29 protein-coding genes are annotated in these 26,556 nt (G+C 59.7%); 28 read left to right on the forward strand and 1 reads right to left on the reverse strand.

The features are described from left to right. Positions 1-3: 3 nt before the first annotated feature. The 14 genes from fliJ (at position 4) to PSH79_RS07995 (ending at position 10,744) form a co-directional block, all read left to right on the forward strand. Positions 4-453, forward strand: coding sequence for a flagellar export protein FliJ (gene fliJ, locus PSH79_RS07930; RefSeq protein WP_305442054.1), 450 nt, complete (start codon positions 4-6; stop codon positions 451-453). A gap of 78 nt (positions 454-531) precedes the next feature. Continuing rightward, positions 532-837: an STAS domain-containing protein gene (locus PSH79_RS07935; protein ID WP_305442055.1), complete on the forward strand. Its 306-nt coding sequence runs from the start codon at positions 532-534 to the stop codon at positions 835-837. 5 nt (positions 838-842) lie between these two features. Further along, on the forward strand, positions 843-2,549 hold the full coding sequence (locus tag PSH79_RS07940; RefSeq protein ID WP_305442056.1) for a SpoIIE family protein phosphatase: 1,707 nt from the start codon (positions 843-845) through the stop codon (positions 2,547-2,549). A 31-nt stretch (positions 2,550-2,580) separates the two neighbouring features. After that, on the forward strand, positions 2,581-2,928 hold the full coding sequence (locus PSH79_RS07945) for an Hpt domain-containing protein (protein ID WP_305442057.1): 348 nt from the start codon (positions 2,581-2,583) through the stop codon (positions 2,926-2,928). Between the two features lie 106 nt (positions 2,929-3,034). Then, positions 3,035-4,399, forward strand: coding sequence for a flagellar hook-length control protein FliK (locus PSH79_RS07950; RefSeq protein WP_305442058.1), 1,365 nt, complete (start codon positions 3,035-3,037; stop codon positions 4,397-4,399). 163 nt (positions 4,400-4,562) lie between these two features. Beyond that, complete coding sequence (gene fliL, locus PSH79_RS07955) at positions 4,563-5,066, forward strand: flagellar basal body-associated protein FliL (RefSeq protein ID WP_007920033.1); 504 nt, start codon at positions 4,563-4,565, stop codon at positions 5,064-5,066. Between the two features lie 9 nt (positions 5,067-5,075). Further along, on the forward strand, positions 5,076-6,044 hold the full coding sequence (fliM, locus tag PSH79_RS07960; RefSeq protein ID WP_003222890.1) for a flagellar motor switch protein FliM: 969 nt from the start codon (positions 5,076-5,078) through the stop codon (positions 6,042-6,044). A 56-nt stretch (positions 6,045-6,100) separates the two neighbouring features. Next, positions 6,101-6,556 carry a flagellar motor switch protein FliN gene (gene fliN, locus PSH79_RS07965; protein ID WP_370872611.1) on the forward strand — a complete coding sequence of 152 codons (456 nt, stop codon included), beginning with the start codon at positions 6,101-6,103 and terminating at the stop codon, positions 6,554-6,556. Beyond that, complete coding sequence (fliO, locus tag PSH79_RS07970; RefSeq protein WP_305442060.1) at positions 6,557-7,009, forward strand: flagellar biosynthetic protein FliO; 453 nt, start codon at positions 6,557-6,559, stop codon at positions 7,007-7,009. It begins immediately after the preceding gene. Continuing rightward, positions 7,009-7,767, forward strand: a complete 759-nt coding sequence (gene fliP / locus PSH79_RS07975; protein WP_123465773.1) for a flagellar type III secretion system pore protein FliP — start codon at positions 7,009-7,011, stop codon at positions 7,765-7,767. The genes fliO and fliP overlap by 1 nt, the downstream gene beginning before the upstream one ends. Continuing rightward, on the forward strand, positions 7,764-8,033 hold the full coding sequence (fliQ, locus tag PSH79_RS07980) for a flagellar biosynthesis protein FliQ (RefSeq protein WP_008077662.1): 270 nt from the start codon (positions 7,764-7,766) through the stop codon (positions 8,031-8,033). The genes fliP and fliQ overlap by 4 nt, the downstream gene beginning before the upstream one ends. 3 nt (positions 8,034-8,036) lie before the next feature. Beyond that, positions 8,037-8,822 (forward strand): flagellar biosynthetic protein FliR, encoded by a 786-nt coding sequence (gene fliR / locus PSH79_RS07985; protein WP_305442062.1) that lies wholly within the window; start codon positions 8,037-8,039, stop codon positions 8,820-8,822. 3 nt (positions 8,823-8,825) lie between these two features. Beyond that, entirely contained in the window at positions 8,826-9,965 is a 1,140-nt protein-coding gene (flhB, locus tag PSH79_RS07990; RefSeq protein WP_305442064.1) for a flagellar biosynthesis protein FlhB, read from the forward strand. 110 nt (positions 9,966-10,075) lie between these two features. Then, the gene (locus PSH79_RS07995) at positions 10,076-10,744 is read left to right on the forward strand and encodes a hypothetical protein (protein WP_305442066.1); all 669 of its coding nucleotides are present in this window, start codon (positions 10,076-10,078) and stop codon (positions 10,742-10,744) included. A gap of 147 nt (positions 10,745-10,891) precedes the next feature. Here PSH79_RS07995 and PSH79_RS08000 read toward each other — a convergent pair whose 3' ends face one another. Further along, positions 10,892-11,251: a hypothetical protein gene (locus tag PSH79_RS08000; RefSeq protein WP_305442067.1), complete on the reverse strand. Its 360-nt coding sequence runs from the start codon at positions 11,249-11,251 to the stop codon at positions 10,892-10,894. Positions 11,252-11,916: 665 nt separating this feature from the next. Here PSH79_RS08000 and flhA point away from each other — a divergent pair. The 14 genes from flhA (at position 11,917) to PSH79_RS08070 (ending at position 26,461) form a co-directional block, all read left to right on the forward strand. Next, positions 11,917-14,046, forward strand: a complete 2,130-nt coding sequence (flhA, locus tag PSH79_RS08005; RefSeq protein WP_187677392.1) for a flagellar biosynthesis protein FlhA — start codon at positions 11,917-11,919, stop codon at positions 14,044-14,046. 11 nt (positions 14,047-14,057) lie between these two features. After that, positions 14,058-15,398: a flagellar biosynthesis protein FlhF gene (flhF, locus tag PSH79_RS08010; protein ID WP_305442068.1), complete on the forward strand. Its 1,341-nt coding sequence runs from the start codon at positions 14,058-14,060 to the stop codon at positions 15,396-15,398. Positions 15,399-15,514: 116 nt separating this feature from the next. Further along, the gene (fleN, locus tag PSH79_RS08015; protein WP_003222917.1) at positions 15,515-16,345 is read left to right on the forward strand and encodes a flagellar synthesis regulator FleN; all 831 of its coding nucleotides are present in this window, start codon (positions 15,515-15,517) and stop codon (positions 16,343-16,345) included. Further along, the gene (gene fliA, locus PSH79_RS08020; RefSeq protein ID WP_003222919.1) at positions 16,342-17,082 is read left to right on the forward strand and encodes an RNA polymerase sigma factor FliA; all 741 of its coding nucleotides are present in this window, start codon (positions 16,342-16,344) and stop codon (positions 17,080-17,082) included. Before fleN ends, fliA begins: the two co-directional genes overlap by 4 nt. Before the next feature lie 166 nt (positions 17,083-17,248). Beyond that, entirely contained in the window at positions 17,249-17,620 is a 372-nt protein-coding gene (locus tag PSH79_RS08025; RefSeq protein ID WP_008072643.1) for a chemotaxis response regulator CheY, read from the forward strand. Between the two features lie 17 nt (positions 17,621-17,637). Next, positions 17,638-18,426: a protein phosphatase CheZ gene (locus PSH79_RS08030; RefSeq protein ID WP_027613919.1), complete on the forward strand. Its 789-nt coding sequence runs from the start codon at positions 17,638-17,640 to the stop codon at positions 18,424-18,426. A gap of 54 nt (positions 18,427-18,480) precedes the next feature. Beyond that, positions 18,481-20,748: a chemotaxis protein CheA gene (locus PSH79_RS08035; RefSeq protein WP_305442070.1), complete on the forward strand. Its 2,268-nt coding sequence runs from the start codon at positions 18,481-18,483 to the stop codon at positions 20,746-20,748. A gap of 49 nt (positions 20,749-20,797) precedes the next feature. Then, positions 20,798-21,955, forward strand: coding sequence for a chemotaxis response regulator protein-glutamate methylesterase (locus PSH79_RS08040; protein WP_305442071.1), 1,158 nt, complete (start codon positions 20,798-20,800; stop codon positions 21,953-21,955). Next, positions 21,955-22,695: a flagellar motor protein gene (locus PSH79_RS08045; protein WP_095190692.1), complete on the forward strand. Its 741-nt coding sequence runs from the start codon at positions 21,955-21,957 to the stop codon at positions 22,693-22,695. The genes PSH79_RS08040 and PSH79_RS08045 overlap by 1 nt, the downstream gene beginning before the upstream one ends. A 12-nt stretch (positions 22,696-22,707) precedes the next feature. Beyond that, the gene (gene motD, locus PSH79_RS08050) at positions 22,708-23,598 is read left to right on the forward strand and encodes a flagellar motor protein MotD (protein WP_305442073.1); all 891 of its coding nucleotides are present in this window, start codon (positions 22,708-22,710) and stop codon (positions 23,596-23,598) included. A gap of 43 nt (positions 23,599-23,641) precedes the next feature. After that, positions 23,642-24,430 carry a ParA family protein gene (locus tag PSH79_RS08055; protein ID WP_305442075.1) on the forward strand — a complete coding sequence of 263 codons (789 nt, stop codon included), beginning with the start codon at positions 23,642-23,644 and terminating at the stop codon, positions 24,428-24,430. Positions 24,431-24,547: 117 nt separating this feature from the next. Then, the gene (locus tag PSH79_RS08060) at positions 24,548-25,492 is read left to right on the forward strand and encodes a CheW domain-containing protein (RefSeq protein WP_305442076.1); all 945 of its coding nucleotides are present in this window, start codon (positions 24,548-24,550) and stop codon (positions 25,490-25,492) included. Positions 25,493-25,582: 90 nt separating this feature from the next. Beyond that, positions 25,583-26,068: a chemotaxis protein CheW gene (locus PSH79_RS08065; protein ID WP_010456928.1), complete on the forward strand. Its 486-nt coding sequence runs from the start codon at positions 25,583-25,585 to the stop codon at positions 26,066-26,068. Next, the gene (locus tag PSH79_RS08070; protein ID WP_305442077.1) at positions 26,069-26,461 is read left to right on the forward strand and encodes a DUF2802 domain-containing protein; all 393 of its coding nucleotides are present in this window, start codon (positions 26,069-26,071) and stop codon (positions 26,459-26,461) included. Positions 26,462-26,556: the final 95 nt, after the last annotated feature.

A 26,556-nucleotide genomic window follows, 5' to 3' on the forward strand; every position in this document is an offset into this window, starting at 1 on the left:
GCCATGGCCCAGAGTCGAGCCGCGCGTCTGGTGCCGGTGGTGGACATGGCCGAGAAGGCCGAAAAAGCCGCCGTGCAACGCCTCGGGTATTTCCAGGGGCAGGTCAAAGTGGCCGAAAGCAAACTCGCTGACTTGCACGCCTTTCGTCTGGATTATTCGCAACAGTGGATCGTGCGCGGCAGCACCGGCGTCAGCGGCCAATGGCTGCTCGGCTTTCAGGGCTTTCTGGCACAACTCGACACCGCCGTCGATCAGCAACGCCAAAGCCTGGTCTGGCACCAGAACAACCTGGACAAGGCGCGGGAGGCTTGGCAGCAAGCGTTCGCTCGTGTCGAGGGGTTGCGCAAACTGGTGCAGCGTTATCGCGACGAGGCTCAGCGCCTCGAAGACAAGCGCGAGCAGAAATTATTGGATGAGTTGTCTCAGCGTTTGCCTCGACACGATCCGTTTTGATCTGGCTTCCAACCTTGCCCCAACCCTGTCCAAGTGCTAAACCTTGTACACGTTCTTCAATGACAAGGAAGCCAGTCAATGTCAGTCGTTACAGAAGTCTCTCAGGATGGGAAAAAACTGACGATTTCGGTCAAAGGGCGATTCGATTTCGCCAAGCATCAGGAGTTTCGGGAGTCCTACGAGCATCTGACACCGAAACCCGGGTCCATTGAAGTGGATTTGAAAGACGCCACGTACCTCGACAGTTCCGCGCTCGGCATGCTGTTGTTATTGCGTGATCATGCGGGCGGCGAAAATGCCGAAATCACCTTGACCCATGCGAATGCCGACGTACGCAAGATTCTTGCGATCTCGAACTTCGAACAAATTTTCGACGTGGCATAAACGCAATGCAGGCTGAAGCCGAGCCGCTGACGATCCTGATCGCCGAAGACAGCGCCGCCGACCGGCTGCTGCTCTCAACCATCGTCCGTCGTCAGGGCCATGAAGTCCTGACGGCGGCCAATGGTTCCGAGGCGGTCGACGTCTTCCGCCGCCAACAACCCCACCTTGTCCTGATGGACGCGATGATGCCGGTGATGGATGGTTTCGAGGCGGCGCGGCAGATCAAGGCGCTGGCGGGCGAGACGCTGGTGCCGATCATCTTCCTCACCTCGCTGACCGAAAGCGAAGCGCTGGCCCGTTGTCTGGAGGCCGGTGGCGACGACTTTCTGGCGAAGCCCTACAATCAAGTGATCCTTGCCGCCAAAATCAAGGCGATGGATCGCTTGCGCCGCCTGCAGGCGACCGTGCTGCAGCAGCGCGATCTGATCGCCAAACATCACGATTACCTGCTGAACGAACAACGCGTCGCCAAAGCCGTGTTCGACAAGGTCGCGCATTCCGGCTGTCTGAGCGCGGCGAATATCCGCTATCTGCAATCGCCCTATGCGCTGTTCAACGGTGATCTGCTGCTGGCGGCGTACACGCCAGCGGGGGACATGCATGTACTGCTCGGCGATTTCACCGGTCATGGCTTGCCGGCTGCGGTCGGGGCGATGCCGCTGGCCGAAGTGTTCTACGGCATGACGGCCAAGGGTTACGGCCTGGCTGAAACCCTGCGCGAGATGAACGCCAAGCTCAAGCGCATCTTGCCGGTGGACATGTTTTGCTGCGCAACCCTGTTGTGCCTGAGCGCTCAAAGACGTTCAGTCGAGGTGTGGAACGGCGGCATGCCTGACGGCTATCTGCATCGGATCGCCAGCGGTGAGCGCATGCCGTTGACTGCACGGCATCTGCCGTTGGGTGTGTTGAGTCCGCAGGCATTTGATGACTGTACTCAGGTCTATCCGATGGCCGTCGGTGATCGGGTCTTTCTGTTGTCCGACGGGGTGATCGACACCAGCAATGCCAGCGATCAATTGTTCGGCGTTGAACGCTTGCAACAGGTGTTTGCCGCCAATCGCGAGCCGGATTGCCTGTTCGAGGACATCGAGCAGGCGCTGCGGCATTTTCGCGGTGAGGCGCGCGACGATGTGAGCATGGTCGAGGTGAGCCTGCTGGAGCCGACGCAGGTCAATCCGGCGGTGCCGGTGTACTCCGACAGCGGCCAGTCGTCCCCGCTGGACTGGTCGGTGAGCTTTGAGTTTCGTGGTGCCACGCTCAAGCGTTTCAATCCGTTGCCGTATTTGTTGCAGGTGCTCCAGGAGGTGCATGGGTTGCGTGCGCAAAGCGGCGCGCTGTATAGCGTGCTCGCCGAGTTGTATTCCAATGCGCTGGAGCACGGCGTGTTGGGGCTCGATTCCAGCCTCAAGCGCGATGCTGCGGGATTCGCCCGCTACTATGAGCAGCGCAACACACGTCTGGAGGCCTTGCAGGACGGCTATGTGCGCGTACATTTGCAGGTGAAGCCGCAAGGCGAGGGCGGTTGTCTGGGCATTCGTGTCGACGACAGCGGCAAAGGATTCGATGTGGGACGGGTGATGGAACGGCCGCTGGACGGTGTCCGTTTGTCGGGGCGCGGGGTCAGCCTGGTCCGGCAATTGGGGCATAACGCCAGTTGGTCGGACGAAGGTCGTAGTGCCCACGTGGAGTTTTTCTGGGAGGTTGAGGCATAATCCGCGCAATTCTTGATCAAGGAGTGAGCAAGTGACTGACCAACACGTGGATCGCGACACACTGAGCGCATTGCGCGACGTCATGGAAGATGGTTATCCGGAGTTGCTGGATACGTTCCTGAGCGATTCCAGAGCCCGCTTGGGCGAGCTTCAGAAAACTGTCGATGCCAAGGCGTTAGCGGACGTTGCCCACAGCTTCAAGGGGAGCGCCAGCAACATGGGCGCTATTCGGCTGGCCGAGTTGTGCCACGAGCTGGAAGCCGAAGCCAAATATAAAAGTCACTCGGAAATTGCCCAGCTCGTCGCCGACATCAGCGGCGAGTTTGAACAGGTTCTCCCTGTCTACGAAGACGAGCGGCAGCATGCTCACATACACTGATTTCCGCCGTCCGGCGCTTTTCTGAGTCGTCGGGCAAAACTGGCCCGGTACTTGCAATTAACTTCGCCAACTGTACCTACGATCCCAGTGCAGCGGAGACCGTTTCATGCCTGCGACCCCTAACATTCTTCTTCAGACCGCCGCTCAGGCCAAGGCGCAAGCCGCCTCGACCAAAACGTCGGCAATGGCCGCAGACGCCGGGGACAAGGCCTCAAGCTTCGCTCAGGTGTTTGCCGATCAAGGGCCGGGCAAGTCTGCCGTGACGGCAGACAGTCCTTTGAAATCGGCGCGCGACAAGGTCGCCGACAACAGTGGCAAGAAAGATGTCGGCAAGGATCAACCGGCCAATACGCAGCCAGCAGTTGCCGATAGCGGCAATGCCTTGCCTGCCGACAAGCCGGCATCGACCGACGACAAGACCGCCACCAGCGACGATACCGCTGATACGTCAGAGACCCCGGTGGCCGATGCCGCTCCGGTTGACCCGACGCTGGAGCCGGCGTTGGCAGAAGCCGTTCAGCCGGTTGTGACCACGCCGGTCGAGGCGGTCCCGGTTGTCGAAACGGCTGCCGAGCCAAAAACCGAAACTCCCGCGCTGGCCGTGTTGCCGAGTGTCGCCAAGGAGCCTGCGCCCACGACCGACAGCGATTTCGATCCTTCGGCCGATCCCCTCGATGCTTTGCCTGCCGTGCGCATGGCCATGGAGCAGGGCGGGCACATTTCCGCCGCCAGTCAGGCCCAGCCGAAAGCTTCACCCGCCCAGACCCAGGCCGATGGCGAATTGACCTCGGCACAGAACTTCGCCGCTGGCATGGCGAGCATGCTAGACGTGCAGGCCGACAAGGACAGCACCAGTCAGGGTGGCGAGAAAGCTTTCAGCGGATTGATCGATGACGGTCTGAAAGACTTGAAATCCGCCACCAGCGACACCCGCGTGGATGACTTCGCCAACCGTCTGGCGGCGCTGACTCAAGCCGCGACGCCGAAGACCGCGAACGCTGTGCCGGTGAATCAGCCGATCGCCATGAATCAAAGCGGCTGGACAGAGGAAGTGGTCAACCGCGTCATGTATCTGTCGAGTACCAGTCTGAAAGCGGCTGACATTCAGTTGCAGCCGGCCGAGTTGGGGCGTCTGGATATTCGCGTGAACATGGTTCCGGACCAGCAGACTCAGGTGACGTTCATGAGCGCGCATCCAAGCGTGCGTGAAGCACTCGACAGCCAGATGCATCGCCTGCGTGACATGTTCACCCAGCAAGGCATGGGGCAGGTCGACGTCAATGTCTCTGACCAGAACCGTGGCTGGCAGGGTCAGCAAGGGCAGGAGCAGCAGGGGCAGGGTGGACGTACCAGCGCTGCGGGTGGTCGACTGGATTCGGCAGATGAAGAATTGGCACCTGCCGCCATTGCTGAAGCGGCTGCTCAAACCACCAGCGTGATCGGCACCAGCGCCGTCGATTTCTACGCCTGATCAAACGCGCCGCGAAAACCTGTGGGAGCTGGCAAGCCAGCTCCCACAGGGCTTGCATCGATTCACCCATCCCACTCCTCCAACGCGCCGACACTTCTGGCATAACACTTGCTCTTGCCTTGCCGTGCGACTGTGAAAACCCGAATAGTGACGGATTATTGGCATGGCGAAGAGCGAAACAGCAGCAGTAAAAGACCCCGCGACCAAAGGCAAACTCAAGCTGATCATCGTGATCGTGCTGGCGTTGCTGTTGGCCATTGGCGCATCCGTGGGGGCGACCTGGTTCTTCATGCACAGTGCCCAGAGCAAGCCTGCCGAGGCCGCAGATGCTGCGCCGGTCGGCAAGCAGCCGGCGATTTTCGAACCGATGGCACCGGCATTTGTCGCCAACTACAACCAGAACGGCCGTCAGCGCTACATGCAGGTGAGCATCACCATGCTGGCGCGTAATCAGGCTGATCTGGAAGCGCTCAAAGTGCACATGCCGGTGATCCGCAACAACCTGGTGATGCTCTTCTCCGGTCAGGATTTCGCCACGTTGGCGACCCCGGTCGGGCAGGAGATGTTGCGCCAGAAGGCCACAGCGAGTGTGCAGGAAGTGGCGCAGAAAGAGCTGGGCAAAGTGGTGATCGAACAGTTGCTTTTCACTAATTTCGTATTGCAGTAGGAACACGACATGGCCGTGCAGGATCTGCTGTCCCAGGATGAAATCGACGCGCTGTTGCATGGCGTCGACGATGGTCTGGTACAGACCGATAACGCTGCCGAACCCGGCAGTGTCAAAAGCTACGACCTGACCAGCCAGGATCGCATCGTCCGTGGACGCATGCCGACTCTGGAAATGATCAACGAGCGTTTTGCCCGTTACACCCGCATCAGCATGTTCAACATGCTGCGCCGCTCGGCGGACGTTGCCGTCGGTGGCGTACAGGTGATGAAGTTCGGCGAATACGTGCACTCGCTGTACGTGCCGACCAGCCTCAACCTGGTCAAGATCAAACCGTTGCGCGGCACCGCTCTGTTCATCCTCGACGCCAAACTGGTGTTCAAGCTGGTGGACAACTTCTTCGGCGGCGACGGCCGTCACGCCAAGATCGAAGGGCGTGAGTTCACCCCGACCGAACTTCGCGTAGTGCGCATGGTGCTGGAGCAGGCCTTCGTCGATTTGAAGGAAGCCTGGCAGGCGATCATGGAGGTCAATTTCGAGTACATCAACTCGGAAGTAAACCCTGCCATGGCCAACATCGTCGGCCCGAGCGAAGCGATTGTCGTGTCGACATTCCACATCGAACTCGACGGCGGTGGCGGCGATCTGCACGTGACCATGCCGTATTCGATGATCGAGCCGGTGCGCGAGATGCTCGACGCCGGTTTCCAGTCGGACCTCGACGATCAGGACGAGCGCTGGGTCAACGCCCTGCGTCAGGACGTGCTCGATGTCGACGTACCGATCGGCGCCACCGTGGCCCGCCGCCAGTTGAAACTGCGCGATATCCTGCACATGCAGCCGGGGGATGTGATCCCGGTCGAGATGCCGGAAGACATGATCATGCGCGCCAACGGCGTGCCGGCCTTCAAGGTCAAGATGGGCTCGCACAAAGGCAACCTCGCGTTGCAGGTGATCGAGCCGATCGAGCGTCGCTGAAGCGGCGCTCTCACCCCCACACATTTAGCTGAATTGTTGCCCGCCGAGGACAAATGATGAACGACGATATGAACGCCCAGGACGATCAGGCACTGGCCGATGAATGGGCTGCGGCCCTGGAAGAAACCGGTGACGGCCAGGCCGACATCGATGCGCTGCTGGCGGCCGACGCCGGTGCGTCGGGCTCCAACCGTCTGCCGATGGAAGAGTTCGGCAGCGTGCCGAAGAGCAACGATCCGGTAACGCTGGACGGTCCGAACCTTGACGTGATCCTCGACATCCCGGTGTCCATCTCGATGGAAGTGGGCAGCACCGACATCAACATCCGCAACCTGCTGCAACTGAACCAGGGTTCGGTGATCGAGCTTGATCGTCTGGCCGGTGAGCCGCTGGACGTACTGGTCAACGGCACGCTGATCGCTCACGGCGAAGTGGTCGTGGTCAACGAGAAGTTCGGCATCCGCCTGACCGACGTGATCAGCCCAAGCGAACGCATCAAGAAGCTGCGCTGAGTGAAAAGGTTTCTCTGGGTTCTACTGGCATTGCCTTTGGGCGTGCTGGCCGCCGAGCCGGTTACCAGCGCCGCCGCGCCTGCTGCTGCCGCGCCAATGGTCAGCAGCGGCGTGGCCGGGCAATTGACGCAACTGGTGCTGGGCCTGCTGGTGGTCTTGGGCTTGATCTTCTTCCTCGCCTGGTTACTGCGCCGTGTGCAACAGGCAGGGCCGGCGGGCAAGGGGCAGGTGATCGAGCTGATCGGTTCCCGCGCGCTCGGTCCGCGTGACCGGTTGATGCTGGTTCAGGTCGGCAACGAGCAGATTCTGCTCGGCTTGAGCCCCGGCACCATCACTGCGCTGCACGTGCTGAAGGAGCCGGTGCCAGTGCCGACCACGACCGAGAAAGCGACCCCGGAATTTGCCCAGCAACTGCTGAAGATTCTCGGCAAGGATCAGAAGGATAAGAAGTAATGGGTGCGCTACGCATCGTCTTGACGCTGGCCCTGTTGCTGGCTGCGCCGCTGGCATTCGCCGCCGATCCGTTGTCGATCCCGGCGATCACGCTGGGCACCAACGCCGATGGCGCGCAGGAGTATTCGGTCAGCCTGCAGATTCTGCTGATCATGACGGCGCTGAGTTTCATCCCGGCGTTCGTCATGCTGATGACCAGTTTTACCCGGATCATCATTGTCTTCTCGATCCTGCGTCAGGCTCTTGGCTTGCAGCAGACCCCGTCGAACCAGATCCTCACCGGTATGGCGCTGTTCCTGACCCTGTTCATCATGGCGCCGGTGTTCGACCGGGTGAACAACGATGCCTTGCAGCCGTATCTGGCGGAAAAACTCACCGCTCAGCAAGCAGTGGAAAAGGCCCAGGTGCCGATCAAGGATTTCATGCTCGCACAGACTCGCTCCAGCGATCTTGAGCTGTTCATGCGCTTGTCAAAGCGTACCGACATTGCCACCCCGGATCAGGCGCCGCTGACGATTCTGGTGCCGGCGTTTGTGACTTCCGAGCTCAAAACCGCCTTCCAGATCGGTTTCATGATCTTCATTCCGTTCCTGATCATCGACCTGGTCGTGGCCAGTGTGCTGATGGCGATGGGTATGATGATGCTCTCGCCGCTGATCATTTCCCTGCCGTTCAAAATCATGCTGTTCGTGCTGGTGGATGGCTGGGCACTGATCATCGGTACGCTGGCCAGCAGTTTTGGAGGTGTCTCGCCATGACGCCGGAAGTCGCGGTCGACATCTTTCGCGAAGCACTGTGGCTGACGACCATGATGGTTGCGGTGCTGGTGATTCCGAGTCTGCTGGTCGGTCTGCTGGTGGCGATGTTCCAGGCCGCGACGCAGATCAACGAACAGACCCTGAGCTTTCTCCCGCGTCTGCTGGTGATGCTGGTCACCCTGATCGTCGCCGGCCCGTGGCTGGTGCAGACTTTCATGGAATACATCATTCAGCTGTATCACAACATTCCGATGGTCATCGGCTAAGCCATGCAATCGCTGCTTCAGCTGACCGACACCCAGATCAGTACCTGGGTGGCGACGTTCATGTTGCCGTTGTTTCGCGTAGGTGCGGTGCTGATGGTCATGCCGGTGTTCGGCACGACGCTGGTGCCCAAGCGTATTCGTTTGTATTTCGCGTTGGCGATCACGGTGGTGATTGCGCCCAATCTGCCACCGATGCCACCGGTCAATGCGCTGGATCTGAGCGGGTTGCTGCTGATTGGCGAGCAGATCCTGATTGGCGCGGTGCTGGGGTTTTCCTTGCAGCTGTTCTTTCAGGCGTTCGTGGTGGCGGGGCAAATTGTCGCGATCCAGATGGGTATGGGCTTTGCCTCGATGGTCGACCCTACCAACGGTGTGTCGGTGGCGGTGATCGGGCAGTTCTTCACCATGCTGGTGACCCTGCTGTTCTTGGCGATGAACGGCCATCTGGTGGTGTTCGAAGTCCTCACGGAAAGCTTCACCACGTTGCCCGTTGGCAGCGGCTTCATGACGACACACTATTGGGAGCTCGCCGGCAAACTCGGCTGGGTGCTCGGCGCAGCATTATTGCTGGTGCTGCCGGCGATCACGGCGTTGCTGGTGGTCAACATCGCCTTTGGTGTGATGACCCGCGCGGCGCCGCAGTTGAACATCTTCTCCATCGGTTTTCCGCTGACCTTGGTGCTCGGCCTCTTCATCGTCTGGGTCGGCCTGGCGGACATTCTCAATCAGTATCAACCGCTGGCCACCGAGGCCTTGCAGTTTTTACGCGAACTGGCACAGGCGCGCTGAGTCATGGCTGAGAGCGAAAGCGGTCAGGACAAAACAGAAGACCCCACGGAGAAGCGCAAAAAGGACTCCCGCGAAAAAGGTGAAGTCGCGCGCTCCAAAGAGCTCAACACCCTGGCCGTGATGCTGGCCGGTGCCGGTGCTCTGCTGGTGTTTGGCGGCATGCTGGCGCAGGACTTGATGGATTTGATGCGCATGAACTTCTCGCTGCCGCGCGAAGTGATCATGGATCAGCGCTCCATGGGTACTTTTCTGATGCATTCCGGCAAGCTCGCGCTGGTGGCGATTCAGCCGATCATGATTACCCTGTTGCTGGCCGCGCTGTTGGGTCCGATTGCCCTCGGCGGTTGGTTGTTTTCCGCCGGCACCATGGCACCCAAATTCAGCCGGATGAACCCCGGCGCGGGCCTCAAGCGCATGTTTTCGATGAAAGCCATCGTCGAGTTGCTGAAGGCGTTGGCCAAATTTTTCATCGTGCTGGCCGTGGCGCTGGTGGTGTTGTCTGCCGATGTCGACGACTTGCTGCGTATCGCCCATGAGCCGCTGGACCAAGCCATTATTCACAGCGTGTTGCTGGTGGGTTGGAGCACGTTGTGGATGGCCTGCGGGTTGATCCTGATCGCGGCGGTCGACGTCCCGGTGCAGATCTGGGAGAGCATGAAAAAGCTCAAGATGACCAAGCAGGAAGTGCGTGACGAGCACAAGGATCAAGAGGGGCGGCCGGAGGTCAAGCAGCGCATCCGCCAGACCCAGCGCGAAATGTCCCAGCGGCGGATGATGGCGGCGATTCCCGATGCCGACGTGATCATCACCAACCCGACCCACTACGCGGTGGCACTCAAATACGACGCCGAGAAGGGGGGGGCGCCATTGCTGCTGGCCAAAGGCAGCGATTTCCTGGCGTTGAAGATTCGCGAAATCGCCGTGGCCAACAACGTCATGCTCCTCGAGTCGCCAGCGCTGGCGCGTTCGATCTACTACTCCACCGAACTTGATGAGGAAATCCCCGGTGGGCTGTACTTGGCGGTAGCCCAGGTCTTGGCCTACGTCTATCAGATCCGCCAACATCGCGCCGGCAAGGGCAAGCGTCCGGATCCGCTCAAGGACGATTTGCCGATTCCGCCGGATCTGCGGCGCGATTCTTGATGCCGTCTGTCTGAAAGTCGGGCTTTCCTGTCAGTTCTGACAGTAGACGCCGAGCTGTGGTGGCGTTCACATGTGTTCGGGAATTCTCCCGTAACGCAGAGGGCGCAATCATGGCAGAACGTATCTACAGAAAGCTTGAGGGCATGACACTGGAATATGTGTCAGGGCGACTGGAGCAGCGTCCCGAGGAGCGGGCCATTCGTTACACGGTGTCCTTCGATATGGATCTGGACTTCACCCACTTCGTGCAAATGGCCAATGTTTACAGTCCGGGTTATCTGAATAGCCCGGTCAATGCGATTCGACCTGAGCTGGACGGCCTGGCTTATCACTATTCCTATAACTACCTCTTTTCCTCGGCGGGCAATATTCGCGATAACGAAGCCTTGTTCGAACTGTTCACCTCGCCAGGCAACTACATGGATCAGTGGGCCGCCACCAATGATCTGGAGATGCGCTACGGCAAGCCAGTGTTTGGCATTGTCGAGCGCAAGCTGCGAGTTACCGCACAACATGACTTCCGGTTGCTGGACCAGGCTCGTCAAATTGAAATCGAGGATTTGCCGGTCATTCGCTTTCAATGGGCGCTCAATCTGCTGGAAGGTCATGCGAAGGAGTCTTGGGGGATGGCGCCGGAAACCAAGGTCGTGTTGATGTACGCCCATGAGGATCAGGTTGAGGTTGAAGGTCTGCAGATGTTCAGGGGGACGCGATACATCAATAGCCGGCAACTCAGCTTCGGTAATATTGCTCCCGGCCAGATTTTGACGGCGCAGTAACAAGCGTTTGAAGCAAAAAAGATCGCAGTCTCCGGCAACTCCTACAGTTGCGATGAACCCCTGTAGGAACTGCCGAAGGCTGCGATCTGTTGATCTTGCAGGCCGGAATTGACATCGAAAATTCAGCGGGTGTTCAGCGCGCTGTCGTCAGTCCGGCAATTGCAGATTGTCCAGCACCCGGTTCACCGCCAACTCCCCGAGCATGATCAGTTGTGCGATCCCCAGCAGCGTCCTGCGCTGCGACGCGGGTATGAGATGGGCGAAGTCATTGGCGATTGTTTTTGCCGAGGCGAGGGTTTCGCAGGCATCGGCCAGCAATTCCTCGTTTTTGAAGTCTGCGGTAGCGGCGTACATTCTGCGGGTTCTACGGGGCGGTGGGGTGGAGCCGGGCGGGCAGAGGTAGTGATCGAGCGCGCGGTCGGCGGCTTCGTGGAGTTTTTTTGAGTCGAGGGATTCGTAGGGCGAGGTGGAGTCGGTTTCGGGCGGGTTGGGTGTTGGTTTGATCATGGTGAAGCTCCTTTGAAGTGGAGCCGCTACAACCTGTCGCTAAACAGGGAGGGTGGCGGCTGTACGCAGGTTAGCGAACCGGTCAAAGGCACCCGGCAGACCCGAAGGTCTCCCGCATACAGCCACCATGACGAAATCGCGAAAATACAGATCCGCAACGAAGCCTGGGACGCTGATGCACCTTTAATCTGATCCGGGTCGCTAAACCCGATCGCTGATTCGTCAGCGACCGGACCACAATAGAACCCGACCCCAAAGCGCACAAGCCGGCGGATTCTGGCGTAGCTGTAGGCAATGGCGCAAGAATTTGTAGCCTGGAAGGCGTGTCTGAAAGTGTCTTTTAAACACCTGAGTTTAAAAGGCGATTTGCGCCGACTTCACTGGCCCCTTCGCGAGCAGGCTCGCTCCCACAGTTTGGAAGGCATTTCAATCTGACATCTGCAATGCGGTCCCCTGTAGGCCTTCGCCTGCTCGCGATAGCGGTCTGTCTGATGTAAATGCATTGACTGAAAAGTCCTCGTCGCGAGCAGGCGAAGGCCTACAGTGGTCGCGTACACCTCCCTCTCTGTTTCAATCAATCGCAAAAGTTGGAAGGCTTCTTGCAATAGCCGCCGTGAGCCCGCTCTGGGCGTCAAAAGTTTGCTTTAAAGGAACGGGGAAAACCGGTGGATCGCTCTCAGTTATTCAACACCGCACGCACTAATGTTGCCGACCTCAGTCGAGGCAATCTGGGCGTGCCATTGTTGCTGCTGGTCATGCTGGCCATGATGATGCTGCCGATCCCGCCGTTCCTGCTGGACGTGTTCTTCACGTTCAACATTGCGTTGTCGATTGTCGTCCTGTTGGTCTGCGTTTACGCGCTGCGGCCGCTGGATTTTGCGGTGTTCCCGACGATTCTGCTGGTCGCGACCCTGTTGCGGCTGGCGTTGAACGTGGCATCGACGCGGGTGGTGATGCTCCACGGTCAGGACGGCCACGCTGCTGCCGGTAAGGTGATTCAGGCCTTCGGTGAAGTGGTGATCGGCGGTAACTACGTGGTCGGTATCGTGGTCTTCGCGATCCTGATGATCATCAACTTCGTCGTGGTGACCAAGGGTGCCGGGCGGATTTCCGAGGTGAGCGCGCGCTTCACCCTCGACGCGATGCCCGGCAAACAAATGGCGATCGACGCCGACCTCAACGCGGGTCTGATCGACCAGAATCAGGCCAAGTCGCGCCGTCAGGAAGTCGCCCAGGAGGCCGAGTTCTACGGTTCGATGGACGGTGCCAGCAAATTCGTCCGTGGTGACGCCATCGCCGGCCTGCTGATTCTGTTCATCAACCTCATCGGCGGCATGGCTGTCGGCATCTTTCAGCACAACATGACCTTCGCCGACGCCGGCAAGGTTTACGCCTTGCTGACCATCGGTGACGGTTTGGTGGCGCAATTGCCATCACTGTTGTTATCAACAGCAGCGGCGATCATGGTAACCCGTGCTTCCGGTTCGGAAGACATGGGCAAACAGATCAACCGTCAGATGTTCGCTTCGCCGAAAGCGCTGGCGGTGGCTGCTGGTTTGATGGCGGTCATGGGCCTGGTGCCGGGCATGCCGCACTTCTCGTTCCTGAGCATGGCTGCGCTGGCCGCCGGTGGCGCGTATCTGTTCTGGAAGAAGCAAAACGTCGTCAAGGTGCAGGCGCTGCAAGAGGTCAAGCGTCAGCAGGAGCTGCTGCCGTCGCCAGCCCGCGCCATGGAAACCAAGGAGCTTGGCTGGGACGACGTGACCCCGATTGACATGATCGGCCTGGAAGTCGGTTATCGCCTGATCCCGTTGGTGGACCGCAATCAGGGTGGGCAACTGCTGGCGCGGATCAAGGGCGTGCGCAAGAAGCTCTCGCAGGATCTGGGCTTCCTGATGCCCACTGTGCACATTCGTGACAACCTCGATCTGGCGCCTAGCGCCTATCGCCTGACCCTGATGGGCGTGATCCTCGCTGAAGCCGAGATCTACCCGGATCGCGAACTGGCGATCAACCCGGGCCAGGTCTACGGCACACTCAACGGCATCAACGCCAAAGATCCGGCTTTCGGTCTGGAAGCGGTGTGGATCGAAATCAGCCAACGGGCGCAGGCGCAATCCCTCGGTTACACCGTAGTGGATGCGAGCACTGTGGTTGCGACCCACTTGAACCAGATTCTGTACAAGCATTCCAGTGAGCTGATTGGCCACGAGGAAGTGCAGCAACTCATGCAATTGCTGGCCAAAAGCTCACCGAAACTGGCGGAAGAGCTGGTGCCGGGCGTGGTGTCGTTGTCGCAGTTGCTCAAGGTGCTGCAAGCGTTGTTGGCCGAACACGTGCCGGTACGCGATATCCGCAGCATTGCCGAAGCTATCGCTAACAACGCCGCGAAGAGTCAAGATACCGCCGCGTTGGTGGCCGCTGTGCGGGTCGGCGTATCCCGCGCCATCGTCCAAAGCATTGTAGGCACTGAGTCTGAGCTGCCAGTTATCACTCTGGAGCCAAGGTTGGAACAGATATTGCTCAATAGTCTGCAGAAGGCAGGACAAGGCTCGGAAGAGGGCGTTCTGCTGGAGCCAAGCATGGCCGAGAAGCTGCAACGGTCGCTCATCGAAGCGGCGCAGCGTCAGGAAATGCAAGGTCAGCCGGTGATCCTGTTGGTAGCAGGCCCGATTCGCGCGATGCTTTCGCGCTTCGGTCGCCTCGCAGTTCCGGGGCTGCACGTGCTGGCCTACCAGGAAATCCCGGACAACAAGCAAGTGACGATCGTTGCGACAGTAGGGCCCAACGGCTGAGGTAGTGGTTTATGCAAGTTAAGCGTTTTTTCGCCGCCGATATGCGTCAGGCCATGAAGCTGGTTCGTGATGAGCTGGGCGCTGATGCCGCCATCATTGGCAACCGCCGCATTGCCGGCGGCGTCGAGCTGACGGCGGCGCTGGATTACAAGCTGTCGGCGCTGGCGCCACGGGTTCCGAACATGGAACTCGAGGATGAACTGCGCAAGACCCAGTCGCGCATCGTCACCGCCCAGGCCGAGTTGAGCCTGCGTGGCGAAGCTGACGGCAATAGCAATCGCCAGATCTTTGCCGGGCTGCCGTTGACCGCCGGCCTGCCGCTGACCGCTGCCGAGCCTTTGAGCGAACCGACTTACGCGGCCCCGGCGCGTCCGGCTCCGGCCCCTGCGCAAGCGTCTGGCGGTGTGGATCCGCGTGCACTGGATTCGATGCGTTTTGAATTGAACAGCCTGCGCGAGCTGATGGAAGTCCAGCTCGGCACCCTGGCCTGGAATCAGCTTCAGGGCAGCCGTCCGGCACAAGCCAACCTGTATCGCCGTCTGCAACGGATCGGTCTGTCCGGCCCGTTGTCGCGCGACTTGCTGGCGATGATCACTGATATCGAAGAACCTCGTCAGGCCTGGCGCATGTTGCTGGCGCACCTGGCGCGGATGATCGCCGTACCGGAAGTCGAGCCTCTGGAAGAGGGCGGTGTGATTGCGATGGTCGGCCCTGCCGGCATGGGCAAGACCACCACGCTGGCCAAGCTTGCTGCGCGCTATGTGCTCAAGTACGGGGCGCAGAATGTTGCGCTGGTGAGCATGGACAGTTTCCGCATTGGTGCTCAGGAACAACTGAAGACGCTGGGCCGGATTCTCAACGTGCCGGTGACGCACGTCGATCCGGGCCAGTCGCTGGTTCAGGCGTTGGACCCGCTGCTGCGCAAACGCGTGGTGCTGATCGATACCGCCGGCCTGCAAGCCAGCGATCCGGCCCTGCGCATGCAGCTCGAAAGCCTGGCCGGCCGTGGCATTCGTTCAAAAAATTATCTGGTCTTGGCAACCACCAGCCAGAAACAGGTTCTAACCGCCGCTTATCACAGTTACAAGCGTTGCGGGCTCGCCGGGTGCATCCTGACTAAACTGGATGAAACGGCCAGCCTTGGCGAAGTGTTGAGCCTGGCGATCAGTCATGAATTGCCGGTCGCGTACCTGACCGATGGCCCACGGATTCCGGATGATTTGCATCTGCCGCGCCGTCATCAACTGGTCAGCCGCGCCGTCAGCGTGCAAATGCAGGAAGAACCCAGCGAAGAAGCCATGGCTGACATGTTCGCTGATATCTATCACAGCCCGACCAAGCAGGTAGGCTGAGGTATTCATGAACAGTTTTTGTACCTACATCGATGGTCTGCCACGCATTGTTCCGGTTGTGAACGCGCAGCCAGTAATGTGGCCTCCGTCTATGCAAGACAAGGTAAAGAAATAACATGGGCAGCATGCATCCCGTACAGGTGATCGCGGTGACCGGCGGCAAAGGTGGCGTCGGCAAGACTAATGTGTCAGTGAACTTGTCTCTGGCGCTGGCAGAGCTTGGCCGTCGGGTCATGCTGCTGGACGCCGATCTGGGGCTGGCGAACGTCGACGTTCTGCTGGGCCTGACGCCCAAACGCACGCTGGCCGACGTGATCGAAGGCCGCTGCGAGCTGCGCGACGTTTTGTTGCAAGGCCCGGGCGGGATCCGCATCGTGCCCGCTGCGTCCGGCACCCAGAGCATGGTTCACCTCAGCCCGGCGCAACATGCCGGTCTGATTCAGGCCTTCAGTGACATCGGCGACAATCTCGACGTTTTGGTGATCGACACCGCTGCGGGTATTGGTGACTCGGTAGTCAGTTTTGTTCGCGCCGCGCAAGAAGTGTTGTTGGTGGTCTGCGACGAGCCGACTTCCATCACTGACGCTTACGCCCTGATCAAGTTGCTCAATCGCGATTACGGCATGAACCGCTTCCGCGTCCTGGCCAACATGGCCCAGAGCCCGCAAGAAGGTCGCAACCTGTTCGCCAAGTTGACCAAGGTCACGGATCGCTTTCTTGACGTGGCCCTACAATACGTCGGCGCCGTGCCTTACGACGAAAGCGTGCGCAAGGCCGTGCAGAAGCAGCGTGCGGTCTATGAAGCCTTCCCGCGCTCCAAGTGCGCGCTGGCGTTCAAGGCGATCGCCCAGAAGGTCGACACCTGGCCGCTGCCTGCCAACCCGCGCGGCCACCTTGAGTTTTTCGTCGAACGCCTCGTGCAGCAAACGGCAGGGCCTGTGCTATGACCGCCAGCGGTATGAATTACTACAAGAAGTCGGCACGTGACGCGCAGTACGAGTTGATCGAGCGTTACGCGCCACTGGTAAAACGCATTGCCTATCACCTGCTGGCGCGATTGCCGGCGAGTGTGCAGGTCGAGGATCTGATCCAGGCCGGGATGATCGGTCTGCTCGAAGTCTCGACCAAATATGACGCCAGCAAAGGCGCCAGTTTCGAAACGTACGCGGGCATTCGAATCCGCGGCGCGATGCTCGACGAAGTGCGCAAAGGGGACTGGGCGCCACGCTCGGTTCACCGCAATACCCGTATGGTCAGCGACGCGATTCGCGCAATTGAAGCTAAAACCGGCCGTGATGCTAAAGATCACGAGGTTGCGGCCGAACTCCAATTGAGTCTCGACGATTACTACGGGATTTTGAATGACACCTTGGGCAGCCGCCTCTTCAGTTTCGACGACCTGTTGCAGGACGGCGAACACGAAGGGCTGCACGAGGATGGCGCCAGTGCTCATCTTGAGCCGTCACGCGATCTGGAAGATGAACGCTTCCAGGCGGCGCTGGCGGACGCGATTGCCAATTTGCCGGAGCGTGAGCGACTGGTGTTGGCGCTGTACTACGACGAAGAGCTGAACCTCAAGGAGATCGGTGAAGTCCTTGGCGTCAGTGAATCGCGGGTCAGCCAGTTACACAGCCAGTGCGCGGCCCGTTTGCGGGGGCGTTTGGGGGAGTGGCGAGCGCGCTGAAGGCAGTGTGGGGACACTGCGAACGAGGCTGGTGCGGTGATGAACGGCACCGGTCTTGCTCTGTTGTGCTCCAGACAGTCTTCGAGTGCTGCGCCGATTGATTGAAGTGGCGCGTCCAGGTGCTGGGCGCGTTTAAGACTGCTTGGAGGTCGAATTGAACAAAGACATGAAAATCCTCATCGTTGATGACTTCTCAACGATGCGGCGGATCATCAAGAACCTGCTGCGCGATCTCGGGTTCACCAACACCGTCGAGGCCGACGATGGTATTACCGCCATTCCGGTACTCAACAGCGGCAGCATCGACTTTCTGGTAACGGACTGGAACATGCCGGGCATGACCGGTATCGACCTGCTGCGCCACGTGCGTGCCGATGAAAAACTCAAGCACCTGCCGGTGCTGATGGTGACTGCTGAAGCCAAGCGCGAGCAAATCATCGAGGCCGCTCAGGCCGGTGTGAACGGCTACGTGGTCAAACCTTTCACGGCTCAGGCGTTGAAAGACAAAATCGAGAAGATTTTCGAACGCATCGGCTGATGACGCGCGGGGGAGCTATGGAGCATAACGAATCTTCACAGGGCGATTTCGAATCGACCCTGAAAAAACACGCGGTCGAACTGGTCGAGAGCCTTGAAAAAGGCAGGTTCGGCGACGCTGTGCAACTGATCCATGAGCTCAATCAGACCCGTGACCGCGGCCTGTATCAGGAAGTGGGCAAGCTCACACGCGAACTGCACAGTGCAATCGTTAACTTCCAGATCGATCCGCACATGCCGCAGGCCGAGGAAGTGTCGCAAATCACCGACGCCACCGAACGCCTGGGCTATGTGGTCAAGCTGACAGAGGCCGCGGCCAACCGCACCATGGATCTGGTGGAAAGCGCCACGCCGGTGGTCAATGGTCTGGCTGAAGAAGCCCAGGCCTTGAGTACCGATTGGGGTCGTTTCATGCGTCGTGAAGTCGGGGCTGAAGAGTTCCGCGAACTGGCGCGCCGGGTCGACGGTTTTCTGTCGCGCAGCAGCACGGACAACCGTGCGGTGTCGAGCAATCTGAACGACATCCTGCTGGCTCAGGATTATCAGGACCTTACCGGTCAAGTGATCAAGCGTGTGACCCAACTGGTCACCGAAGTCGAAAGCAATTTGCTCAAACTCGTGCTCATGGCCAGTCAGGTGGACCGCTTTGCGGGCATCGAACATGACCGTGCGGCGATGCTTGCAGAAAAAGATCCACAAAAACATCTCTCGCAGGGTGAAGGTCCGCAGATTCATGCCGATAAACGAGAAGACGTTGTGTCCGGTCAGGACGATGTGGACGATTTGTTATCCAGCCTTGGATTCTAGAGTTTTTGAATTTTAGGTTTTTTGGGTTTTTAGACCTGTAGGAGCACCCCATTAATGAGCTTCGGCGCCGATGAAGAGATCCTTCAGGATTTCCTGGTTGAGGCCGGCGAGATTCTTGAGCAACTGTCCGAACAACTGGTCGAGCTGGAAAGCCGTCCGGATGACGCAGATCTGCTCAACGCAATTTTTCGCGGTTTTCACACTGTAAAAGGGGGCGCCGGCTTCCTTCAGCTCAACGAGCTGGTGGAGTGCTGTCACATCGCCGAAAACGTGTTCGACATCCTGCGCAAGGGTGAGCGTCGCGTTGATGCAGAACTGATGGACGTTGTCCTCGAAGCACTGGACGCGGTGAACAGCATGTTCAGCGAAGTCCGTGAGCGTGCACCGATCACGGCGGCGACTCCTGAACTGCTGGCTGCACTGGCACGTCTGGCCGAGCCGCAAACGGCGGATGAAGCCCCGGCTTCGCCAGTGGCCGAGATGATCGAAGAGCTGGTCGTCGAAGGCGATTCGGGCGACATCACCGATAACGAATTTGAACAACTGCTGGACTCGCTGAACGCCGTCAAGGCTGAAGCCGAAGCCCCGGCCGCTGCGGCACCTGCGCAAACTGCCGGCGAGGCAGCGAGCGATGAAATTACCGACGCTGAATTCGAGTCGTTGCTCGATCAGTTGCACGGTAAAGGTCAGTTTGCAGCCGACGCGGTTACGCCGGCTGCGGCCAAACCTGCAGCACCTGCTGCCGGTGACAGTTCGGACATCACTGACGACGAATTCGAAGCACTGCTCGATCAGTTGCACGGCAAAGGCAACTTCGCTGTTGAAGCGCTGGAGTCGGCAATTGCTTCGGCACCTGCTGCGCCTGCCGCTCCGGTGGCTGCCGCTGCCGGCAGTGATCTGATCAGCGATCACGAGTTCGAATCGTTGCTCGACGAATTGCACGGCAAAGGCAAGTTCACTGAAGTTGGCGCTGCTGCTGCAGGGTCCGCTTCGACAGTCGCCACGCCTGCCGCTAAGGCACCGGCCGCTGCTGCGCCGAAACCTGCCGCCAAGCCTGAGCCAAAAGCTGAAGCGCCAAAACCTGCGGCCGCTGCTGCACCGGCTCCGGCCCGTGCTCCGGCTACACCGCCACCGGAAAAACCGGCCAGCGAAGCCGAGACCACCGTGCGGGTCGACACTGCACGTCTCGACGAAATCATGAACATGGTCGGCGAGTTGGTGCTGGTGCGTAACCGTCTGGTGCGCCTGGGCCTCAACAGCGGCGACGAAGCCATGCAAAAGGCCGTGTCGAACCTCGACGTGGTTACGGCTGACTTGCAGACCGCGGTGATGAAGACGCGGATGCAGCCGATCAAGAAGGTCTTCGGGCGCTTCCCGCGTCTGGTTCGCGACCTGGCGCGTCAGCTCAAGAAAGAGATCAACCTGGAACTGGTCGGCGAAGAAACCGACCTCGACAAAAACCTTGTCGAGGCCCTGGCCGACCCGCTGGTCCACTTGGTGCGCAACGCCGTCGACCACGGTATCGAGTCGCCGGAAGAGCGTGAAGCATCGGGCAAGGCCCGTGGCGGTCGCGTGGTACTGGCAGCCGAACAGGAAGGCGACCACATCCTGCTGTCGATCTCCGATGACGGTAAGGGCATGGACCCGAACGTCCTGCGCGCCATTGCGGTAAAACGCGGCGTGATGGACAAGGACGCTGCTGATCGCCTGAGCGACACCGAGTGCTACAACCTGATTTTCGCCCCGGGGTTCTCGACCAAGACCGAGATCTCCGACGTGTCCGGCCGTGGTGTCGGCATGGACGTGGTGAAGACCAAGATTTCCCAGCTCAACGGTTCGATCAACATCTACTCGACCAAGGGCCAGGGCTCGAAGATCGTCATCAAGGTGCCGCTGACCTTGGCGATCATGCCGACCCTGATGGTCATGCTCGGCAATCAGGCGTTCGCGTTCCCGCTGGTCAACGTCAACGAAATCTTCCACCTCGACCTGTCGACCACCAACGTGGTGGACGGTCAGGAAGTGGTGATCGTGCGGGACAAGGCGCTGCCATTGTTCTACCTCAAGCGCTGGCTGGTCAGCTCCGCCGCTCACGAAGAGCAGCGTGAAGGCCATGTGGTGATCCTTTCGGTGGGCACGCAGCGGATCGGCTTCGTCGTCGATCAACTGGTTGGCCAGGAAGAAGTGGTCATCAAGCCATTGGGCAAAATGCTGCAGGGCACTCCGGGCATGTCCGGCGCCACCATCACCGGTGACGGCCGCATTGCACTGATTCTCGATGTTCCAAGCATGCTCAAGCGTTACGCCGCACGGCGTATTTGAATCCGGGGCGGCGGGGCGACAACGCCCCGCTGCACCTAATGGAGTGTTTATGGCAGTCAAAGTCCTGGTGGTGGACGATTCGGGTTTTTTCCGCCGCCGCGTCTCGGAAATTCTTTCAGCGGATCCGAGCATCCAGGTTGTCGGCACGGCAACCAACGGTAAAGAGGCGATCGATCAGGCCCTGGCCCTCAAGCCGGACGTGATCACCATGGACTACGAGATGCCGATGATGGACGGCATCACGGCAGTGCGGCACATCATGCAGCGCTGCCCGACCCCGGTGTTGATGTTCTCCTCGCTGACCCACGAAGGCGCCCGGGTAACCCTCGATGCGCTGGACGCCGGCGCGGTGGATTTCCTGCCGAAAAATTTCGAAGACATCTCCCGTAACCCGGAGAAGGTCAAGCAACTGCTGTGCGAGAAGGTTCATAGCATCTCGCGCAGTAATCGTCGTTTCAGTGCCTACAGCTCGCCGGCTCCAGTTGCTGCGCCAACGCCAGCGCCAGCGCCTGCGCCAGCTGCGGCGGCATCGGGTTTCAGCAGCCACAGCAGCCATAGCACTGCGGCTGCGGCACGTCCGGCACCCGCGCCTGGTCCTGCTCGCGCCCCGGCTGCCAGCGCTTCGTCGCCGGCACCGAAACGCAAGGCCTACAAACTGGTTGCCATCGGCACGTCGACTGGCGGCCCGGTAGCCCTGCAACGAGTGTTGACTCAATTGCCGGCGAACTTCCCGGCACCGATCGTGCTGATCCAGCACATGCCGGCGGCGTTCACCAAGGCTTTCGCCGAGCGCCTGGACAAGCTCTGCCGCATCAGCGTCAAGGAAGCCGAGGATGGCGACATCCTGCGTCCGGGCCTGGCGTTGCTCGCTCCGGGTGGTAAGCAGATGATGATCGACGGTCGTGGCGCGGTGAAAATCCTCCCGGGCGATGAGCGTCTGAACTACAAGCCGTGCGTGGATATTACTTTCGGTTCCGCCGCGAAATCCTACGGTGACAAAGTTCTGGCGGTCGTGTTGACCGGCATGGGTGCCGACGGCCGCGAAGGCGCGCGTCTGCTCAAGCAGGGTGGCAGCTCGGTGTGGGCGCAGGACGAAGCCAGTTGCGTGATCTATGGCATGCCGATGGCCATCGTCAAAGCCGATCTCGCTGACGCGGTTTACGGTCTGGACGACATCGGCAAGCACATCGTCGAGGCGTGTATCTGATGGATGTTCTAAGCCTTATCGGCATCATCATGGCGTTCGTCGCCATCATCGGCGGTAACTACCTTGAAGGTGGTCACCTCGGTGCGCTGGCCAACGGCCCGGCGGCGCTGATCGTACTGGGCGGCACCATCGGTGCCGCGCTGCTGCAATCACCGATGAGCGCGTTCAAACGCGCGATGCAGATCCTCGCCTGGATCTTCTTTCCGCCGCGTGTGGACCTGGCCGGCGGTATCGACCGCGTGGTCAACTGGAGCCTCACCGCACGTAAAGAAGGTTTGCTCGGTCTGGAAGGGGTGGCCGATGCCGAACCCGACAGCTACTCGCGCAAAGGCCTGCAATTGCTGGTCGACGGCGCCGAGCCTGAAGCGATCCGCAGCATCCTTGAAGTGGATTTCTACACCCAGGAAGCCCGCGACATCGAAGCGGCCAAGGTCTTTGAAAGCATGGGCGGCTACGCGCCGACCATCGGCATCATCGGCGCGGTGATGGGCCTGATCCACGTGATGGGCAACCTTGCCGACCCGACGCAACTGGGTAGCGGCATCGCCGTGGCATTCGTCGCGACCATTTACGGCGTGGCCAGTGCCAACCTGATCCTGCTACCGGTGGCGGCCAAGTTGAAGTCAATCGCGTTGCGGCAGTCGCGTTATCGCGAAATGTTGTTGGAAGGCATTTTGTCGATCGCCGAAGGTGAAAACCCACGCTCCATCGAGTTGAAGCTGCAAGGCTTCATGGACTAAGGGAATAACCTCATGGCTCGTCGCAGGCATCAGGAAGAACACGTCAATCACGAGCGCTGGCTTGTGTCCTACGCCGACTTCATCACGCTGCTGTTCGCGTTCTTCGTGGTGATGTACTCGATCTCGTCGATCAACGAAGGCAAGTACAAGGAAATTTCCGAGGCGCTGGTCGGAGTCTTCAAGGATTCCGACCGCGCGCTCAAACCGATCCCGATCGGCGACGAACGACCGAAGACCGTGACCCCGGCCAAGCCGCTGGTCAAGGACGCCGAACAGATCGACGCCGGTATCGCCGGTGCCAGTGATCCGTTGAAGAGCATTGCCGACGATATCAGCGCGGCGTTCGGTGATCTGATCAGCTCCAACCAGATGACCGTACGCGGCAACGAGTTGTGGGTCGAGATCGAGCTCAACTCCAGCCTGTTGTTCGGCAGCGGCGATGCCATGCCGAGCGATATTGCGTTCAACATCATCGACAAGGTTGCAGCGATCCTCAAGCCGTTCGACAACCCGATCCATGTCGAAGGTTTTACCGACGATCAACCGATCCGCACCGCGCAGTACCCGACCAACTGGGAGCTGTCCTCGGCGCGCTCGGCGAGCATCGTACGCATGCTGGCAATGCAGGGTGTCAACCCTGGCCGCCTCGCCTCGGTGGGTTACGGTGAGTTCCAGCCTGTGGCCAACAACGCCACTGCTGAAGGTCGCGGGAAAAACCGTCGTGTGGTGTTGGTGGTGTCGCGCAATCTTGATGTACGCCGCAGCCTCACGGGCACCGGAGCCGCCAACGCGCAACCGGATGCCGCACTGAAGCGCGCTGGCACACAAACTGCACCGACCCCGGTCAAGACGCCGGGACGCGAGAGTGCCGTCAATTCTCCGTCGCCCGCATTAATACGCTGAGCCATGTCTCGGTCGAGCATCTCGGCCGGGAGGAAAGAAACGAATGAGAGTCTGGGCAGTCGCCAATCAAAAGGGTGGTGTTGGTAAAACCACCTCTTCCATCGCTTTAGCCGGTTTGCTGGCGGAGGCGGGCAAGCGCGTGGTTGTGGTCGATCTCGACCCGCACGGCTCGATGACCAGCTATTTCGGTTACGACCCCGACAGCCTGGAACACAGCAACTACGACCTGTTTCTGCACAAGGGCAGCGTGCCGCAAGGCCTGCCGGGGCAACTGTTGCTGTCGACCAGTGACGAACGCATTTCCCTGTTGCCGTCCAGCACCGCGCTGGCCACCCTCGAGCGTCAGTCGCCGGGGCAGAGTGGTTTGGGCCTGGTGATCGCCAAGAGTCTGGCGCAGCTGTGGCAGGACTTCGATTACGCCGTCATCGACAGCCCGCCGTTGCTCGGCGTGCTGATGGTCAACGCCCTCGCGGCGAGCCAGCAACTGGTGATCCCGGTGCAGACCGAACACCTGGCCGTCAAAGGCCTGGAGCGCATGGTCAACACCCTGGCGATGATCAACCGCTCGCGCAAACAGGCGCTGCCTTTCAGCATTGTGCCGACGTTATTCGACCGCCGTACTCAGGCGTCACTGGGCACCTTGCGCGTGCTGCGCGACAAATTCCCGGAAGAGATCTGGCAGGGTTACATCCCGGTCGATACGCGTCTGCGTGATGCCAGCCGCGCCGGTGTCACCCCTTCGCAATTCGACGGCAAGAGCCGTGGCGTGCTGGCTTACCGCGCGCTGCTTAAGCATCTGTTGGCGCAACAACTTGTTCCGCAGGTGGCTTGAAATGATTTTGACCCTTGTAGGAGCTGCCGCAGGCTGCGATCTTTTGATCTGGCTTGGCGGTGCTCCTGAAAAGATCAAAAGATCGCAGCGTTCCGCAGCTCCTACAGGGAGTTGTGCATGAATCGGCCGCTGAAATTGACGTCGAAGCCGCAGTTGGCGTTGCAGTCTTATCTGGACAGTTTGTTGGAGGAGATTCCCGACGAATTGCCGGCGCAGGTTGCGACGCAGCCTGAGGTGATTGAAAGCGCCGAAGCGCTGGATGAATTTCAGGCTGCGGTACTGGAAGAACAGGCGCGTGACGCGCAAAAAGCTGTTGCGCCTGTTGCCACGCCTGCCGTCGCACCCGTCGCCAAGGCGCCGGTGGCGTTGATCGAAGAAGCCGAACCGGTTCGCGCATCGGTCTCGACGTTGGCACCGCTGCTGCAAACTCAGTTGCTGAAGACCACACCGGAACCGGCAGTGGTCGAGCCTGCGCCAGTCGTGCCCGCACCCGTCGAACAGACGCTGGTGCCGCCACTGGTGGAAGTGCACCTGCCACCGAGCAACACGCCGCCGCCGGTGGAAACCGACGGCCGTCCGGCCTGGGCCTCCGAAGCGTTCGAATGTTTGCTGTTCGACGTTGCCGGTCTGACCCTTGCGGTGCCGCTGGTGTGCCTCGGCTCGATCTATTCGCTGGCCGGTCACGAGCTGACACCGCTGTTCGGTCAGCCGGAATGGTTCCTCGGGATTCTGCCGAGTCAGGCCGGCAACCTGAAAGTGTTGGACACCGCGCGTTGGGTCATGCCCGATCGTTATCGAGATGACTTCCGTCAGGGTTTGCAGTACGTGATTTCGGTACAAGGTTACGAGTGGGGCCTGGCGGTGCATCAGGTCAGCCGTTCGTTGCGTCTTGATCCGAATGAAATCAAATGGAGAAGTCACCGGGGTCAGCGGCCATGGCTCGCCGGCACCGTGATTGAGCACATGTGTGCATTGCTGGACGTTTCCGCACTGGCCGAGTTGATTGCCAGCGGTGGGGCAAAGCACTTGGGCGGCAGCAAGCCGCTACATAAACCGACATAGCAGCCGACATAACAATCAGGCGACGGCATTGTTGAATGCCGCCACACAGAACACACACCGCTCAGTGCGGTTTTTTCGAGGGGTCAGGGTATGAGTAGTCAGGCGACGAATGCAAAAGGTTCTGAAGATCCGATCCTGCAATGGGTGACCTTCAAGCTGGACAACGAAACCTACGGCATCAACGTGATGCGCGTTCAGGAAGTGCTGCGCTACACCGAAATCGCTCCGGTGCCGGGCGCGCCAAGCTACGTGCTGGGCATCATCAACCTGCGCGGTAACGTAGTCACCGTCATCGACACCCGTCAGCGCTTCGGCCTGATGAATGCCGAGATCAGCGACAACACCCGTATCGTCATCATCGAAGCCGACAAGCAAGTGGTCGGGATCATGGTCGACAGCGTGGCGGAAGTGGTTTACCTGCGTCAGTCGGAAATCGAAACCGCACCGAACGTCGGTAACGAAGAGTCGGCCAAGTTCATTCAAGGCGTGTGCAACAAGAACAACGAACTGCTGATCCTGGTCGAACTGGACAAGATGATGAGCGAAGAAGAATGGTCGGATCTGGAGAACATCTGATTGATTCTCGAGGTTGCGGTCATTGTCCTGTTCCTCTTCTGGGCGGGCACGCTGGCGATGTTTCTGGCGTACATCAAGGCGCAGCGGGTCATCGCTGCGCAACAGGCTCAGGGCGATGCGCTGCGTGATCAGCGCATCAAGGACCTGGCCAAGCGCGTTGACGACTATCAGAACGGCAATGTGCACATGGGCGAGGCCCTGCACGAACTGCGCGCGGTAGTCGGTCCGTTGCCCGACAAGATTGTTCAGCTTGAACAGCGCGACCCGTCCAGCCTGTCATTCGCCCAGGCGGCGAAACTGGTGGGCATGGGCGCGAGTGTCGATGAGCTGACTCAGTCCTGCGGTTTGACCCAGGCTGAGGCGGAGTTGATGCGCAAGTTGCACAAGAACTAGAAGCAAGATCAAAAGATCGCAGCCTTCGGCAGCTCCTACAGGGCAATGTATATCCCAATGTAGGAGCTGCCGAAGGCTGCGATCTTTTGCTTTTA

It is taken from the genome of Pseudomonas sp. FP2196 (genome assembly GCF_030687715.1).
Lineage (GTDB): Bacteria > Pseudomonadota > Gammaproteobacteria > Pseudomonadales > Pseudomonadaceae > Aquipseudomonas.